This is a genomic window from Flavobacterium sp. 90, from assembly GCF_004339525.1.
In the GTDB taxonomy this organism is placed as follows: Bacteria; Bacteroidota; Bacteroidia; order Flavobacteriales; family Flavobacteriaceae; genus Flavobacterium.
In genome coordinates, this window is the sequence record NZ_SMGE01000001.1 from 4,139,985 (window position 1) to 4,155,294 (window position 15,310).

At 33.2% G+C, this 15,310-nt stretch carries 16 protein-coding genes; 7 read left to right on the forward strand and 9 right to left on the reverse strand.

Annotated features, from left to right (window positions below; genetic code table 11):
• Window positions 1-83 precede the first annotated feature (83 nt).
• The 6 genes from C8C83_RS17415 to C8C83_RS17440 all read left to right on the forward strand — a co-directional run bounded on the left by C8C83_RS17415 (window position 84) and on the right by C8C83_RS17440 (window position 7,219).
• Complete coding sequence (locus tag C8C83_RS17415) at window positions 84-2,522, forward strand: DUF4982 domain-containing protein (RefSeq protein WP_121329676.1); 2,439 nt, start codon at window positions 84-86, stop codon at window positions 2,520-2,522.
• 219 nt (window positions 2,523-2,741) lie between these two features.
• A complete protein-coding gene (locus C8C83_RS17420) occupies window positions 2,742-3,716 on the forward strand; it encodes an integrase core domain-containing protein (RefSeq protein WP_121326054.1) in 975 nt (324 codons plus the stop codon).
• A gap of 333 nt (window positions 3,717-4,049) precedes the next feature.
• A complete protein-coding gene (locus tag C8C83_RS17425) occupies window positions 4,050-4,640 on the forward strand; it encodes a TetR/AcrR family transcriptional regulator (protein ID WP_121329677.1) in 591 nt (196 codons plus the stop codon).
• 89 nt (window positions 4,641-4,729) lie between these two features.
• Window positions 4,730-5,422, forward strand: a complete 693-nt coding sequence (locus C8C83_RS17430) for an SDR family NAD(P)-dependent oxidoreductase (protein ID WP_121329678.1) — start codon at window positions 4,730-4,732, stop codon at window positions 5,420-5,422.
• A 6-nt stretch (window positions 5,423-5,428) separates the two neighbouring features.
• Entirely contained in the window at window positions 5,429-6,196 is a 768-nt protein-coding gene (locus tag C8C83_RS17435) for an SDR family NAD(P)-dependent oxidoreductase (RefSeq protein WP_121329679.1), read from the forward strand.
• Window positions 6,197-6,217: 21 nt separating this feature from the next.
• Complete coding sequence (locus C8C83_RS17440; protein WP_132011827.1) at window positions 6,218-7,219, forward strand: NADP-dependent oxidoreductase; 1,002 nt, start codon at window positions 6,218-6,220, stop codon at window positions 7,217-7,219.
• A 649-nt stretch (window positions 7,220-7,868) separates the two neighbouring features.
• Here C8C83_RS17440 and C8C83_RS17445 read toward each other — a convergent pair.
• From C8C83_RS17445 to C8C83_RS17455, 3 genes are all read right to left on the reverse strand, one after another.
• Window positions 7,869-8,570, reverse strand: a complete 702-nt coding sequence (locus C8C83_RS17445) for a M23 family metallopeptidase (protein WP_121329680.1) — start codon at window positions 8,568-8,570, stop codon at window positions 7,869-7,871.
• A gap of 2 nt (window positions 8,571-8,572) precedes the next feature.
• Entirely contained in the window at window positions 8,573-9,301 is a 729-nt protein-coding gene (locus C8C83_RS17450) for a hypothetical protein (RefSeq protein WP_121329681.1), read from the reverse strand.
• 96 nt (window positions 9,302-9,397) lie between these two features.
• Window positions 9,398-10,543: a helix-turn-helix domain-containing protein gene (locus tag C8C83_RS17455; protein ID WP_121329682.1), complete on the reverse strand. Its 1,146-nt coding sequence runs from the start codon at window positions 10,541-10,543 to the stop codon at window positions 9,398-9,400.
• Between the two features lie 345 nt (window positions 10,544-10,888).
• Between C8C83_RS17455 and C8C83_RS17460 the strand changes: the two genes are divergently transcribed.
• On the forward strand, window positions 10,889-11,056 hold the full coding sequence (locus tag C8C83_RS17460; protein WP_199735295.1) for a hypothetical protein: 168 nt from the start codon (window positions 10,889-10,891) through the stop codon (window positions 11,054-11,056).
• Between the two features lie 42 nt (window positions 11,057-11,098).
• Here the strand turns inward: C8C83_RS17460 and C8C83_RS17465 are convergent, their stop codons facing one another.
• The 6 genes from C8C83_RS17465 to C8C83_RS17490 all read right to left on the reverse strand — a co-directional run bounded on the left by C8C83_RS17465 (window position 11,099) and on the right by C8C83_RS17490 (window position 15,025).
• Window positions 11,099-11,500 carry a hypothetical protein gene (locus tag C8C83_RS17465; RefSeq protein WP_121329683.1) on the reverse strand — a complete coding sequence of 134 codons (402 nt, stop codon included), beginning with the start codon at window positions 11,498-11,500 and terminating at the stop codon, window positions 11,099-11,101.
• Window positions 11,501-11,662: 162 nt separating this feature from the next.
• Entirely contained in the window at window positions 11,663-12,217 is a 555-nt protein-coding gene (locus C8C83_RS17470) for a YceI family protein (RefSeq protein ID WP_121329684.1), read from the reverse strand.
• A gap of 5 nt (window positions 12,218-12,222) precedes the next feature.
• Window positions 12,223-12,627: a cytochrome c gene (locus C8C83_RS17475; protein WP_121329685.1), complete on the reverse strand. Its 405-nt coding sequence runs from the start codon at window positions 12,625-12,627 to the stop codon at window positions 12,223-12,225.
• 23 nt (window positions 12,628-12,650) lie between these two features.
• Window positions 12,651-13,493, reverse strand: a complete 843-nt coding sequence (locus tag C8C83_RS17480) for a DUF5777 family beta-barrel protein (RefSeq protein ID WP_121329686.1) — start codon at window positions 13,491-13,493, stop codon at window positions 12,651-12,653.
• A 7-nt stretch (window positions 13,494-13,500) separates the two neighbouring features.
• Window positions 13,501-13,905: a hypothetical protein gene (locus C8C83_RS17485; protein WP_121329687.1), complete on the reverse strand. Its 405-nt coding sequence runs from the start codon at window positions 13,903-13,905 to the stop codon at window positions 13,501-13,503.
• A 217-nt stretch (window positions 13,906-14,122) separates the two neighbouring features.
• On the reverse strand, window positions 14,123-15,025 hold the full coding sequence (locus C8C83_RS17490) for a hypothetical protein (protein WP_121329688.1): 903 nt from the start codon (window positions 15,023-15,025) through the stop codon (window positions 14,123-14,125).
• Window positions 15,026-15,310: the final 285 nt, after the last annotated feature.

Consider the following 15,310-nt stretch of genomic DNA (forward strand, 5'->3'; position numbering starts at 1 on the left):
AACAATTAAATTTTACCATTAAGAAATTAAGTGATGTAAGCTTTATGGGCTTAATTTCTTAATGGTGAAAAATATAAAAGAAAATGAAATTAATTTTTAAATCAGTATTATTCTTATTTCTACTTGTTTTTTCATCTGGAAAAATAATGTCACAATCTACTACTGTTGTTTTAAAAGATAACTGGCGCTTTTCCAAAGAAGTAAAAGGAGATGCTTTTTCTGTAGATTTTGATGCTTCAAAATGGGAAAAAGTTAGTGTTCCTCACGATTGGGCGATTTATGGACCTTTTGATAAAAAATGGGACATTCAGACGGGTATCATTGAGCAGAACGGCGAAAAAGAAGCTACTGAAAAAACAGGACGTACCGGAGCACTTCCGCATATTGGAACAGGCTGGTATCGTAATACATTTACACTTCCGGAATTTAAAAAAGGAAAAAAAGCACTTCTTGTTTTTGATGGCGCGATGAGCGAACCTCAGGTTTTTTTAAACGGAAAAAAGATAGGAAATTGGGGTTATGGATACAGCTATTTTTACATCGATATTACCAATGAACTTAAAGTAGGTTCAGAAAATATATTGGCAGTAAAATTGACCAATTTGCCATTTTCTTCAAGATGGTATCCTGGAGCAGGTCTTTATAGAAAAGTGAGTATTGTAGTAAAAGAGGAGGAAAGTTTCACGCAATGGGGAACTTCTATTACTACTCCTGAAATGAAAGACGATAATGCTGTTGTAGATATTAAAGCTGAGGTTAATGGCAGTAATGCATCAATCGTTACTCAAATAAAAGATGCCGATAATAATGTCGTTACAACACAAAAAGATTCAGAAATTAAGGATGGAAAATTCCATCAGATAATTTCAGTAGTAAAACCTCATTTGTGGAGTCCTGAAACGCCTTATTTATATACTGCGACAACTAAATTATACGCAGCAGATGGAACTTTAAAAGACGAACAAAACATAAAATTTGGTATAAGATTTATCAAATACGAACCAAACAAAGGATTTAGCCTTAATGGTAAAGTGACCAAATTTAAAGGCGTTTGTCTTCATCATGATTTAGGACCTCTTGGCGCGGCGGTAAACAAAGCGGCACTTCGCAGACAACTGACGATTCTTAAAGATTTAGGATGTAACGCGATTCGTAGTTCTCATAATATGCCTTCTTTTGAACAGCTTGAATTGGCTGACGAAATGGGATTTATGTTTCTGGCTGAAAGTTTTGATGAATGGGCAAAGCCAAAAGTTGAAAACGGATATCACCGCTTTTTTGAAGAATATGCAGAAAAAGACATCGTAAATTTAGTGAGAGCCACAAGAAATCATCCTTGTATTGTAATGTGGAGTTCAGGAAATGAAGTTCCGGATCAATGGGGAGCTGAAGGTGTAAAACGTGCCAGATGGCTACAGGATATTTTTCACCGTGAAGATCCTACAAGACCCGTGACTGTTGGTATGGATCAGGTAAAAGCAACTATGGAATCTGGTTTTGGAGCTTTGCTCGATATTCCCGGATTAAATTATAGAGTTCATCTTTATGAAGAAGCATATAAATCATTTCCCCAAGGATTTATATTAGGATCAGAAACAGCTTCAACGGTTAGTTCAAGAGGAATTTATAAATTTCCTGTAGTGCAGGCAAAGAATAAAGAATACGATGATTTTCAATCTTCTTCTTATGATCTTGAAGCTTGTAGCTGGTCAAATGTTCCTGACGAAGATTTTGTGCTTCAGGATGATAAACCGTGGGTTATTGGTGAATTTGTATGGACAGGTTTTGACTATTTAGGAGAACCAACGCCTTATGACGAAAAATGGCCTTCAAGAAGTTCGTATTTTGGAATCTCTGATTTGGCGGGACTTCCTAAAGATCGTTTTTATCTGTACAGAAGCAGATGGAATAAGACCGATAAAACGCTTCATATTTTGCCACATTGGAACTGGAAAGGTAGAGAAGGCGAAATTACTCCGGTTTTCGTTTACACCAATTATGATAGCGCTGAGCTTTTTGTAAATGGAAAAAGTATGGGAATTCAGAAGAAAAATAATTCAAGTCCGCAGAACAGATATCGTTTAATGTGGAATGATGTTAAATATGAACCCGGAACAGTAAAAGTGGTAGCATTTGATTCGAATGGAAAAATTGCAGCAGAAAGCGAAATAAAAACTGCCGGTGATCCTTATAAAATTGTACTAAATGCAGATCGGGAAACTATCAAAGCTGATGGTGACGATATCTCTTTTGTAACCGTTTCGGTAGTAGATAAAAACGGAATTCCATGTCCTACAGCAATTAATGAATTACAATTTAAAGTAAAAGGAGCAGCAACTTACAGAGCTGCTTGTAATGGCGACGCGACATCATTGGAAATATTCCATCAAAATAAAATGAAGCTTTTCAGCGGTAAACTGGTGGTTTTGGTTAAAGCGATCAAAACTCCGGGCGCAATCCAATTGGAAGTTACAGGAAAAGGACTTCAGAAAGGGAAGATAAATTTAAAATCTGAACTTTAATAATAACAAAATATCGCAATTACATTAAATTAGTTTGCTGGTATTGAGTCAAGTTAGTTACTTCGAAAAAAAGCCACTCAAATCGAGTGGCTTTTTGTATTTAAGTTAAGCTTTTAAAAAAAATAATCTCGCAAAGGCGCAAATACGCAGAGATTTTGTCATTTCTGTAGATGTTAGATATTTCGGTAACAAAATTTAACTTTAATAAATTTTGTTACGATGAGAAATAATAGTCAGGATTCCACTTTAGAGCGGAACTACTTAGAGAAGTATCGTTTTCTAATAAAAGAATATGAACAGGTAAAAAATAAAACTCATCCTTTGTATAAAAAAGCAATGGATTTTTATGCAGCAAATAATACTTGCCGAAAGAGTTTTTTAAAGTATTATAATCGCTTTAAACAAAGTGGGAAATCTATTGATTTATTGCCCCAAAAAAGAGGTCCCAAATATAAAACAAGACGTCCTTTGCCTTTTATAGAGCAAAAAGTAATTGCATTACGAGAAAAAGGAAACAACAAATATGAAATTGTTAGTATCTTAAGGCCCAAATTAGGGAAGCATACACCATCATATTCAGGAGTTTATAATATTTTAAAACGCAATAAAATAAATAGATTAACTCCGAAGATTAAAAAGAATCATCAAAAAATAATCAAGGAAAGAATGGGACAACTTGGTCATATTGATTGTCATTATTTGAGCAAAAGTATAATTAAAGGGGAAAATAAAAATCGCTATTTAGTTTGTGTAATAGATGATTACAGTCGAATTGCCTGGGCTGAATTAGTTTCTGATATTACCAGTTTAACAGTTATGTTTGCGGCATTGAAATGTTTAAACATCCTAAGTGATCATTATGAAATAAAATTTGAAGAGATATTATCTGATAATGGAGCTGAATTTGGACCTAAAACAAGCAAAGTGAAAAATAATCACCCTTTTGAGAGGATGTTAATGGAATTAGGTATTGTTCATAGGTACACAAAACCCTACAGACCACAAACTAATGGTAAAGTTGAACGCTTTTGGAGAACTCTTGAAGATGATTTATTGAGAGACACAGATTTTGATTCTCATGAAGAATTAAAAGAAGAATTATTGCAATACTTATATTATTATAATCATGAAAGACCACATCAAGGTATTGATGGAAAAAAACCAATCGAAATGATAAATCCGTTACCGAAATAAGTAACCTTTACAATTTCGACGAAGGAGAAATCACACTAGGAACTCCGTAACTATTGTCGCCAATTTTTGTAGAATTACGTGTGTGATTTCTCCTTCGTCGAAATGACAATATTGTGTTTAAACTTTGCGTCTTAGCGTCTTAGCGAGAGATTTATTCGGCATAATTATCTAAAAAAATCTATGTTTCTATGTGCTAAATATTTTTTCAATTACACCAAACAGATTAATTCTATACTAAAACGCTGAGGTTGTGATTAAATATGAAAAAAAACATTTCTTTTTTGTTTTTAAAATATACTTTTTAGTATATTTGCAGTCTAATTACAAAACATCATGCTTACAAAAGCCGAAAAAACAAAACAATTTATATTAGAAACTGCAGTGCCGCTTTATAACGAAAAGGGTATTTCGGGAGTTAATATTGATGATGTTTTGGAGGCAACTAAGCTTACAAAAGGTTGTCTTTACGGACATTTTGAAAATAAAGAAGATTTGTCTGAACAAGTGATTGACTTATCGCTTAAAATGGTTTCGGACAAAATCAGAGCGGCCGTTTATAGCGGAAAAACGATAAAAGGTAAAGTGTTTGCTTTTTTAGATTTTTATAAAAATCCAATCGAAACTTTTATTTCAGGCGGATGTCCCATATTTAATACCGCTGTAGAAGCAGACGATAATTATCCGTATATAAAAGAAAAAGTTGCCAAAGTATTGAAAAATGGTCAACTGGAATTAACGGCATTACTTCAGGAAGGAATTAATACTGGTGAGTTTTCTACTAAACTTGATCCTGCAGTTTTTGCTTTTAAATTGGTAGCTTCTGTAGAAGGAGGAATCGTAATGTGCAGAGTTATGAATACAGCAAAACCAATGCAAGGTCTTGTGAAAAGTCTAAAAAATGAATTAGAACAATATGTGATCTGATTTTTTTTATTCTAAAATATACCAAAAAGTTTATTTTAAAATATACTAAAAAGTCTAAAACAGAAAATTTAAACTATAAATATAAAATAATGAAAACATCTGGAAATACAATATTCATAAGCGGCGGAAGTGCCGGAATAGGATTAGCAATAGCAAAAAAGCTAAATGCAGCAGGAAATAAAATAATCATAAACGGACGTAATACGGAGCGTCTTGACAATGCATTAAAACAATTGGATAATGCGGTTGCGATACAAGGCGATTTATCTTTAGAATCAGATCGAATTCGTATTGCAAAACAATTAAAAGAAGATTATCCGGATGTGAATATCATCATTAATAATGCTGGTGCAGCTTTTAGTTATCTTTTAAATGAAACTTTAAATGCGCACGAAAAAGCAGCTATAGAAATGAATACAAACTATTTTAGCGTAATTCATTTTACGGAACTTTTATTGCCGCATCTTTTAGAAAAAGCAGAAGCTGCAATAGTAAACATTTCCTCTATCGCTGTTTTTGGAAGTCATAAATTATTACCGACTTATGGCGCTACAAAAGCCGCATTGCACAGTTATACCGTTGCGTTGCGATATACGTATGAAGAAGAAAAAAATCTTCAGATTTATGAAGTTTATCCACCATTGGTAAATACAGAATTTTCGGCAGAAATTGGCGGTGCTAATGGAATTCCGCCAGAAGAAGTGGCTGATGAATTATTTATTGCTCTTGAAAAAACTCAGTTTGATGTTCCGGTAGGAGATTCAAAACAATTCTTTAAATAACGAGATATGAATATCAAAGGCAAAACGATATTGATTACCGGAGGCGCTTCCGGAATTGGACTGGAATCTGCAAGACAATTTTTATCCGAAGGTGCAAATGTTATTATTACAGGTAGAAATCAGGCAAAATTAGACGCTGCAAAAAAGACATTACCATTATTGACAATTATAAAAAGTGATGTTGAAAATCCGGAAGATGCTAAGGCACTTTTAGAGAAAGTAACTATTTTAGGTGGAATCGATATTTTGTACAATAATGCCGGAGTTGGAAGTCCGGCGCTTAATCTTGGAATCGCAAACGATCAAATCCTGAAAAATGCAGTTTATGAAATGAACATCAATTATTTTGGTGTGATAAGATTGAATAATCTTTTCATAAACATGCTGAAATCACGAAATGAAGCTGCGATAATCAATACAACTTCGATTTTGAGTTTGGTTCCGGCGCTTGAAGAACCAACTTATGCAGCAACAAAAACGGCTTTGAGTTTTTATACCAGAACGCTTAGAAAGAATTTAGAGATTTTGAATAGCAATGTAAAAGTATTCGAATTGCTTCCTCCGGTTGTCGCAACAGAAATGACAGCCAACAGAAGTGATAAGAAAATGACACCGGAACAATTGGTAAAAGCACTTATTTCGGGGCTTAAAAACGATCAATTTACAATTAGAGTAGGTGATGCAAAATTGCTTTATATTGTGAGTAGATTTTTTCCAAAGTTAGCCTTCAATTTAGTGAATCCTAAGAAGATATACGCAAGCCTAAAACAATAATTTGAACTTTAATACTATAAAATGAAAGCATTTATAATTAATAAATACAGCAAAAACGGAGCGTTGCAACTTGCAGATGTGCCTGTTCCTGAATTAAAAGACAACGATGTTTTAGTAGATGTTTATGCAGCAGGAGTAAACCTTTTGGATTCTAAAATAAAGGCAGGAGAATTCAAACTTATTTTACCTTATAAACTTCCTTTAATTTTAGGACATGATGTAGCCGGAATTATTACAAAGGTTGGAAAAAACGTTAAGAATTTTAAAGTTGGTGATGAAGTTTATTCCCGTCCGTCAGATCATCGCATTGGTACATTTGCCGAAACGATTGCCATAAATGAAAAAGATGTTGCCCACAAACCAAAGAATCTTACTATGGAAGAAGCAGCTTCAATTCCGTTAGTGGCTTTGACCGCATGGCAGGTTTTGGTTGAAATAGCAAAAGTTAAACAAGGAAAAAAAGTATTTATTCAGGCAGGTTCCGGAGGAGTTGGAACAATTGCAATTCAACTTGCAAAACATTTAGGAGCTGAGGTTGCTACAACCGCAAGTGCCAAAAGTTTTGATTTCCTTGAAAAACTCGGAGCCGATGTTATTATTGATTATAAAAATAGTGATTTCGAAAGCCGATTAAGTAATTATGATGTTGTATTGAACAGTCAGGATCAAAAAACACTTGAAAAATCGTTGCGAATATTAAGATCAGGCGGAAAACTAATTTCGATTTCGGGACCGCCAACGCCAGATTTTGCTAAAGAAATTAAAGCGCCGTGGTTTGTAAAAATCATCCTTTCGCTGATAAGTTCAGGTATTCGTAAAAAAGCCTCTGCTAAAAATGTAGCTTATTCTTTTTTATTCATGAAAGCCGATGGCGAGCAATTAAGCAAAATCACGACGCTTATAGAAGCAGGAATAATTAAACCGGTTTTAGATAAAGTTTTCTCTTTCGAAGCAACAAATGAAGCTTTATCTTATGTTGAAAGTGGTCGCGCCAAAGGTAAAGTTGTTATTAAATTAAAATAAAGAATGTGTTGAGGAAAAAGTGATAATAGTATAGCATTAAACCGCAAAGTTTTTGTCATTTCGACCGAAGGGAGAAATCACACGAGAAGCTCCGCAATCAAAATCGCCAATCTTTGTTGAATCCCGCGTGTGATTTCTCCTCCGTCGAAATGACAAACTAGGCGAAAATATTGTTATGAAAATAATTGCCCTAGCCCCGATAGAAGTGGAAATCCTTTTGTGGCGGTGTTCGCCATAAAAGATTGAAACGAATAGCGGGATTAGCTCCTAAAAAAATGCACTTAACGCTTTAAACAATATTTTTTTAGAAAATTAATCACACACATCCAGTTTAAAATGAGCACCAAAATTACCGAGTAGTTATAAATGAAAACGCTGTAATTTTCATTCATTGTGGCCCTATAAAGTAATTTTAACGAAAATCAATTATGATTTAAATTCGGAATTGGAATTTAACTGATTTAAGCCAAAACCGAATGCTTGTTTTGAATTGGATGTGTGTGATTAATAATTTTAATGAATAAAAGAACTAAAATCTCAAAGTCAGATTTCTCTAGTCGATACTCTATCATCTATAATCTTGCTTCTATATTCTTTCATCTATATTCTTTCATCTATAATCTATAATCTATAATCTTTCCTCTTTCCTCTATTCTTTCTTAATTCTCTGCCCCGTAACTGGTTCTCCTCTTTCTTTAAAAATAGTATCGGCATAGTAGTTTAAGAATTGCATAGGAAGCCCAACGCCAGTCGAACTTGACGCTGTTGTTTGCAAATGATAATGAAGATGTGGTCCTGTAGAATTCCCACTGTTTCCAACCTGACCAACCATTTGACCTCTTACTACATTATCTCCTTCCTTTACGATTATTGAACCTTTTTTGAAGTGAACCATACACGAAAATTCTCCATTTAAATGATCGATAATAATATAGTTTCCCCAAGCTTGTTTACTGTTTAGAACTCCCGGAACATTGTCTTCGATGTTGTTTACAACGGCAACGATTTTTCCGTCTCCTGGTGCATTTAAACGTTTTCCGAAACAATAATGATCTTCATTTTTGGTTCCGTCTCCCGAAAATCCTTTTCCATTGATTACCTGAACAATATCCAGCGCATATCTTTGATGACGATGAGGTGCAAAATGATGGTTTTGTTCTAATGTTTTTCCTCCCGCAACGATATACCATTCACCGTCAAAAGGCAGTTCTAATGTGGTTTTTGTTTTGTAATTCAGGTAAATATCTTCGTCTAACTTGCCATCATCGCCAATTAATGTATCAGCGCAAGAGATCAATAAAAGAATTAATGTAAAAGTAAAAGTGTAAGCTGTAGCTTTGATTAGTTTCATAATTAAAATTTATAGTTAATACCAAGATTTAGTTGATGTTGCAATTCTCTGTAAGAACTTAATACTTGAAGTCGCGAATAATTGAAGTTATAGTTTGCTTTTACATCAAAATGATTAGAAAGTTTGTAGCCATATTCTAAATCCCATACGACGCTTTGGTAAGTGTCCAGACTATATAACTTACCTTCGGCATTGGTAAGCCTTAATAACACAACAGGAAGCGTTAGTTTTGATGCTAAATATTGTCTATCATCTATTTGATAACTAAATCGGCCTTTGATACCAAATTCCTGATGAAAAGTAAAATAGTTCTCGTCATGAGTTGGAGAATAATCTCCGTTGAGATAAGTAGAAGTATTAGTTTGCGATTGAAGACCTACATGTACAGCAAACTGATTTTTATTGTAAACCTGTTTGAGATACGAAAAACCGACACCAATTTTAGAATAATCTGTGTTTAGGTTTGATAATACATCTGTTTTTAATTCGGCTTTGAGATAATCGAGTTTTACTTCAAATAGATTTTGTTTTTTGCTGGTTCGGGTATAGCCTAATTTATAAACTAAACCTTCGTATTCATACATTCTTACCGGAGCAAATTCGAGATTTTTTAAGAAACCAAAATCATTTCCAACAGAAAATTCCAGTTGGTTCTTTTTTGGAGTTGTTTGTGATTGAACAGCTACTGCAGACAAAATCGCAGTAGTAAAAAGGATTCGATTTAATTTCATATACAATTGAGATGATTAAGTTGATTATCATGGTCAAAAGTATGGGAAGCTAAAACAGTCAAGGGTTCAATACCTTAAGACTAAACAAATCCGTACTTATTTATGGGTATTCCGATAGGTATTTGGCGTCATTCCGGTTGCTTTTTTGAAAGCGTTATGAAATGTAGTTTTCGAAGTAAAACCAGATTCCAGGCCAATTGCGAGAAGACTGTACTTTTCGTATTCAGAATCCAGAATCATTTTCTTTACCGCTTCGACACGATAATTGTTAATGTAGTTTGCAAAATTATCTCCTGTAATTGCATTTACAACTTGCGAAACATATCCAGCACTTATGCCTAATTGTTCTGCAACTTTTTCCCGGTTTAAAGTGTGGTCTCTATAAATTTGATGTACTTCAAAAAGTATTTCCAGCTTCTTGAAATGCGGATTTTCTTTTGTGAGTAATTCCAAATTGTTTATTTCACTTTCCTTTTTAAGGATAATATTTTCAGAAAAGTCTTCGGCGCAAGCGGGAATTTTTTTATTCAGCAAAGAAGCAATTCCTTCCTGATCACTCGCCAGTCTGTATTTAAAGATGCCGTAATAGGAGGTAAGATGAATTAAAAGTGTCGAAAACAGCGCCAGTAAAACCATACAATTTGAAACGTCATATTGAAAAGCGAAGTATACCAGAATAGCTAATAACCAGGAAACGGGTATTATAAAAGCTTGTATCCAAAAAAAGGTGATCCATTTCTTTTCTTGTTTATCCTTCGAAAACTTGATGAATCGATACGTGTAAATCGCCATGAAAGGCAGGAATAAAAGAATAATAAAAAAATCGAGGTCTTTTAAACTTTCTATGGCGCTTTTTACGGAAACAGGAATTTTGAAAATATGAGCAACAACATCACAATCGTAAAAAACATTTGTTACAGTCGAATAAATAAAAGGAATAAACAACAATCGATTTTTTTTGGAATTCCTTATTGGATGATTTACCTGATGTACGATAAAAAGAAAAATAAAAACGGGAAAAACAAACATCCATTCTATGTCATCAATAAAACGTAAAACGGGAAAAGGCTCATATAATTCTAATCTTTCGAGTACAAGATTGAGAATAAGCAGCGATAATGTAAATATTGCATAAGACAAGTATTTATTTGCAATACTGTAAAATAATGGTGATTTTAAAATGATGAATCCCAGAACTATTCCCTGAAAAATTGCGATGCTAAGAAGTATATTAAAAATCAATATTTATGTGTATTGGTTAGAATTTAAAGACCCGATAAATGCAGTAATGTTTTATTATAAGCTTAATTTTTTGACGAAAATATGTCTAAATTGTCTTACTTACTGTTAAATCGAACACAATAAAAACTAAAAGAAATACAAATAAATCTGTTTTGATTTTTATGTTAAAATATTAGAAGGAGATTAATTTTATATAACAAAATTCACTCAGATCAAGTGGCTTTTTGTTTTTCATTTTTCTTGTATAACTTCAGATTAAGAAAAATTGAATTATGTTTAAAAATTCCCAAAATGTATCTCCATTTTAAAAAGTTAATGTAATTTACACCAACTAAAATTATTGTTATGACACGACAAAGTATATATTTGATTAAACAAGTCCGTTCACAAGAAGAATACTATGAGTTTGTGAGAGCTAAAATAGATAAGGGAGAAAAAAGCGGTTTATCAAAAAAACAAACCAGAGAAGAAATGTTAGCAGAATTTAAAAAAGACTTGCCTGATTTACAGTAAAATTATTTTTTACAAGATTTATATTTGATGAAAATAATTGGTTTACAAAGTGTTATTCATTTTAAAATGCTTCAAAATTTGTTTTGGCGCAGCAATAACTTCTCTCCGAATTGAATCAAACCATTCTACTTCTTTAGTAACTTCTGCGCAACATTCGTTTTTTGAATTGAAAAAACAGCTTTTAATACTGATTTTATCATCAATATAACAATGTTGAATCTGCACGAAAAAAGCTTCGGTAAACATTAGATTTTTGTGGGAGACTAATGCGTGATTTCCTTCTTGCAATCCCAGATGCAAAGCATTGAGTTTCTCTCTTGAAAATCCGTTAGAAAATAGAAAATGATATAATAATCGAAGTGTATAGGAGATGTAGGCACTATCTTCCATGACCATAAAATCATTTACATCTTCGCCGGAAACAACATAATTTTTGCAGATCATTTTAAGTGTAGTTAAGATTAAAAAAAAAGAGGTCAGTTTAGTATGAAACTGACCTCATAACATTAGTCATGTTTGCTGATCTTCCAAAATCAAAATAAATAATTTAGCTAATATTTAGTGGGTAACATCTATTATCTAAACATTTTATTTTATTAAAGGCGATCAATTGGTTAGTAGAAAGTTGTAACTGATTTTTATCTTATCAGCAATTTTTTTTCTGACAAGATTTGGTATTTCGATGTCATAATCTTCCGGTTTTACTTCAAATGAACCTACGGCAATTACTCCGTTGGCACCTTTTGAAATTTTTACGATTACGTTAACAGGTTTTGTTTTTCCGTGAATCGTAAGATCTCCTTTTAAAGTAAAATTTTTAGCCGTGTTTGAAATTTTAGAAATATCAAAATCGTCTATTTTACCTTTCAAAGTTGCTTTTGAGAACTTTTCAGAATCCATATAATTTTCATTGAAATGTTCTTCCATTAAAGCAACCTTAAAACGAAAACCTTTTATAAGAACCAATGCCGCAAAATCTCCTGTCGATTGGTCTAAAACTGCAGATACACTTTTGTTTTCGGCAGCAACTTCTTCATTATTTGGCGTTGAAGCCTGAAATTTTATACTTCCTGTTTTTGTGATCAGTTTTTGTGCAAATCCATCTGTATTCACAGCAATAATTAGCAGGAATGCAAATAAATTAAGAAACGATTTTTTCATAATAATTAATTTTCTTTTAATCCGTCAGTATTCCATTTTACAATTAAGTCAATATTGGTCTGAGACATTCTTCCGCCTTGAGGCATAAGTCCCTGTTGACCATTTTGCAACTGAATTCGATTTAATAAACCAGCGTTTTGAACCGCCGTTTTAACTTGGTCATAAGTCGTTAAAGGCCTGAAAGAAGCCGATCCGCTACTGGAGTGACAACCGGCACAACTTGCATCAATAATAGATTTTACATCTTTATTGTAAGTAAGTGCTGTGGGAGTTGTTGGATTAGTTGGATTAGTCGGATTTGTTGGAGGAGTTCCTGTATCTATTGGTTTCTCGATATCCTGGTAAGTATCAGAATCACTACAGCTTGCAAATGCTGCCAGTAAAATTGTAAGTGCTAATGTTTTTTTCATGATTTTTTATTTGTTTGTAGTTATTAAAATACTCGGTAGAGGTTAAAGCCGAAAAAGAAGTCTCCTTTGCCCCAATTTCCGGAAGCATTGGTAAGATATCCGCTCTCACTCATCGATTGAGAATTGGTAAAGATTAACTGAAATACGTGTCCGCCGGTTTCGACATCAAGACCTACAGAAAGTGGATTTTTGTAAAACTCAGGTTTATCAAAATTGTGCATGTATTCTAAATTCACAGACAATCTTTTGGTGATTTTATAACGTCCGCCTCCACCAAAAGAAAACTGATTGTCTCTTTCGATATCAGGATTGTAAAGGTTTTTGTGTATAAATGAAGGCACTATTTCTAAGGATAGTTTTTGACCTATTTTTCTGGAAATCAGTAATTGTTGTACATAAGTCAAACGATCGTTAAATTCTAAACGTGGATATTGATCTTTTTCTAAAAACGTATTGATATCCGCAACGCTGTACCCAACAATATCAACCGGGAAATTAGCACTTTGTCTTGCCATTCGGTATTTTACTCCGGTTTCGTACATTTTGTTTAATGTATGTCTGGATAAACTAACAGACAACCAATCTGTAACGCCGTAAATACCGCCCAATTTTGTGGTAGCATTGTCAAGACCAAAAAAGCTGTCAAAGCCATTTTTAACACTTCCAAAACGGTGAGAAACCACAAAATAGAACTCTTTTTTTGCAGCCATTTTTGTGGTCTGTAACGTTACGAGTTGTAAAGCTTTGAAAGTTGCGGTAGAATACGTGTCTTCTACCTGAGTAGAATCAAGGCTTTTTAATAAATCATCTTGCGAATAAGACATCGTGACTAGAAAAAGGCAGATTGTAACTAGAAATTTTTTCATAAATAGATTAATTGGTTTGTTTATTAATGGTGCATTGGTCTATTTTAACCTCTTGAAATAGTTCGTCGTAACCAATGCATTTGCCTTTTACCGTTACTTTATTATTTAAAAGTGCAGGTTTAACTTTTTGAGTAAACAGACAAAAAACATTCATTTCAAGTATGATTTCAGAATCCTTTTGTTTGGTTACTTGGCCTGTTATTTCAATAGTTTTGTTGAGGTACAATGCGTCTGCTTTTTTGGGATCAGCATCATAATCTTCAAGTAATTTTTTTGCCGATATGCTGAAATCCGGCATTTCTGATGCTATATTTCGGGCTTCTTTAAATATAAAGCCGTAATAAAAATAAATGCCCGCCGAAGTCACTATCAATAAGGCCGCAATTACAAATACTATTTTTTTTCTTTTCATATTTTTTCATTTGGTAATAGACAATAGTCTAACAGCCTTGGTAGAAATTACGCTACCAAAGAATTGTTATTTGTAATAAACTAAAAGAGGAAAACAAGATTCTTTAAAATCCTGTCACAATAGAATTTTGAGATTCATAATATTTCAAATTAGCCCAAAAAATATTGGACTAATCTGAAATATTGCATAAAGGAATTAACTAAATTTCTTTGCTGCTTTATATCGCAAGTGGCGAATCTTTTACCGGAACTGGCCAAACAGCCGGAGCAGGAAAACTGATTCCTTTGTTTGAACCTCTTACGCTTGCGTCTTGTCCAAAATAGTACAAAGGCCAACCATTGTAAGCTATTTGAGATTTACCAAATACTGTAATTACACTAAATTTAGCTTTGTCAAGAACAGAAGGAACTACAATTTTATCAGTTTCATATATTGGCCAAACTCCATTGTTTGAAAAGTCTGATTTTGTAAAATTGTTTTTCTTGAAATTATCATTTTTGAATGTATACAAAGTCAAACCTTTAGCATCTGTGAAATAAGTAGTTGCACCATCTCCAACTGTATAATCTGATTTGTAGTTTTTGCCGTCATGACCTACAAGCTGGCTTCTTACAAGCATAATCGAATAATCTGGTTTTGCAATAAACCAAATACCGCCAACTCCGTCTCCTGTTGTTTGACCTGCAACTTCAGGTACGTTTTTACCAGCATTTCCGTATCCATCACCTGCAGAAACCGGTGCGTAGTAATACAAAGGCCAACCTTTATATGTTACTTGTTTTTTGCCGGATGCATTAGTTACTGTACCAAAATCTGCTAATGCTAATCCTGTACCTAATTTATCTGCCGTTAAATTATCTACGACAAAAGCTGGCCATAAAGCTTCACAACCGCCTGTGCACGAAACTTGTCCGTTTGCATCCGTTCCGAAAAAATATAGAGATCTACCGCTTTTATCTGTCAGATAAGAACCCAAAGTTGCACTTGTAGAAAGATTAACTTCTGTTTTTAAGACCGGAGGAGTAGGAGTGCTATTGTCATTGCTGTTATCACTACTACAAGCGAAAAATGTAGTTGCTACAAAAGCAGTCAAAACGAGTTTAATTTGTTTTAATTTCATTGTCTTTTTGATTAGATTAATTTTATATAAAGGGGGAAAAAGTACTTTACAGAAATAGTAAAGTGTTTTATTGTTTGATTTGATATCATGAAGTCATACTTGTTTTTAAGAAGTATTTCGTTCCGTTATTTTAGACTATGAACTGTCATGAAAATAAAGTGTCAAATTTTTTATAGGCGTCATATTTACTATTTGAAAGGATTCAATAGTAAAACAAGCTTGTAGTAATTTACCCTACCAAAAAAATGATATTTTATGAAAAAAAATAAAAATAAGAGAAAGAGT

Excerpts from the sequence above, each read along its gene's own strand:
- C8C83_RS17415 (WP_121329676.1), top strand. The coding sequence starts at position 84 with ATGAAATTAATTTTTAAATCAGTATTATTCTTATTTCTACTTGTTTTT.
- C8C83_RS17420 (WP_121326054.1), top strand. The coding sequence starts at position 2,742 with ATGAGAAATAATAGTCAGGATTCCACTTTAGAGCGGAACTACTTAGAG.
- C8C83_RS17425 (WP_121329677.1), top strand. The coding sequence starts at position 4,050 with ATGCTTACAAAAGCCGAAAAAACAAAACAATTTATATTAGAAACTGCA.
- C8C83_RS17430 (WP_121329678.1), top strand. The coding sequence starts at position 4,730 with ATGAAAACATCTGGAAATACAATATTCATAAGCGGCGGAAGTGCCGGA.
- C8C83_RS17435 (WP_121329679.1), top strand. The coding sequence starts at position 5,429 with ATGAATATCAAAGGCAAAACGATATTGATTACCGGAGGCGCTTCCGGA.
- C8C83_RS17440 (WP_132011827.1), top strand. The coding sequence starts at position 6,218 with ATGAAAGCATTTATAATTAATAAATACAGCAAAAACGGAGCGTTGCAA.
- C8C83_RS17445 (WP_121329680.1), bottom strand. The coding sequence starts at position 8,570 with ATGAAACTAATCAAAGCTACAGCTTACACTTTTACTTTTACATTAATT.
- C8C83_RS17450 (WP_121329681.1), bottom strand. The coding sequence starts at position 9,301 with ATGAAATTAAATCGAATCCTTTTTACTACTGCGATTTTGTCTGCAGTA.
- C8C83_RS17460 (WP_199735295.1), top strand. The coding sequence starts at position 10,889 with ATGACACGACAAAGTATATATTTGATTAAACAAGTCCGTTCACAAGAA.
- C8C83_RS17465 (WP_121329683.1), bottom strand. The coding sequence starts at position 11,500 with ATGATCTGCAAAAATTATGTTGTTTCCGGCGAAGATGTAAATGATTTT.
- C8C83_RS17470 (WP_121329684.1), bottom strand. The coding sequence starts at position 12,217 with ATGAAAAAATCGTTTCTTAATTTATTTGCATTCCTGCTAATTATTGCT.
- C8C83_RS17475 (WP_121329685.1), bottom strand. The coding sequence starts at position 12,627 with ATGAAAAAAACATTAGCACTTACAATTTTACTGGCAGCATTTGCAAGC.
- C8C83_RS17480 (WP_121329686.1), bottom strand. The coding sequence starts at position 13,493 with ATGAAAAAATTTCTAGTTACAATCTGCCTTTTTCTAGTCACGATGTCT.
- C8C83_RS17485 (WP_121329687.1), bottom strand. The coding sequence starts at position 13,905 with ATGAAAAGAAAAAAAATAGTATTTGTAATTGCGGCCTTATTGATAGTG.
- C8C83_RS17490 (WP_121329688.1), bottom strand. The coding sequence starts at position 15,025 with ATGAAATTAAAACAAATTAAACTCGTTTTGACTGCTTTTGTAGCAACT.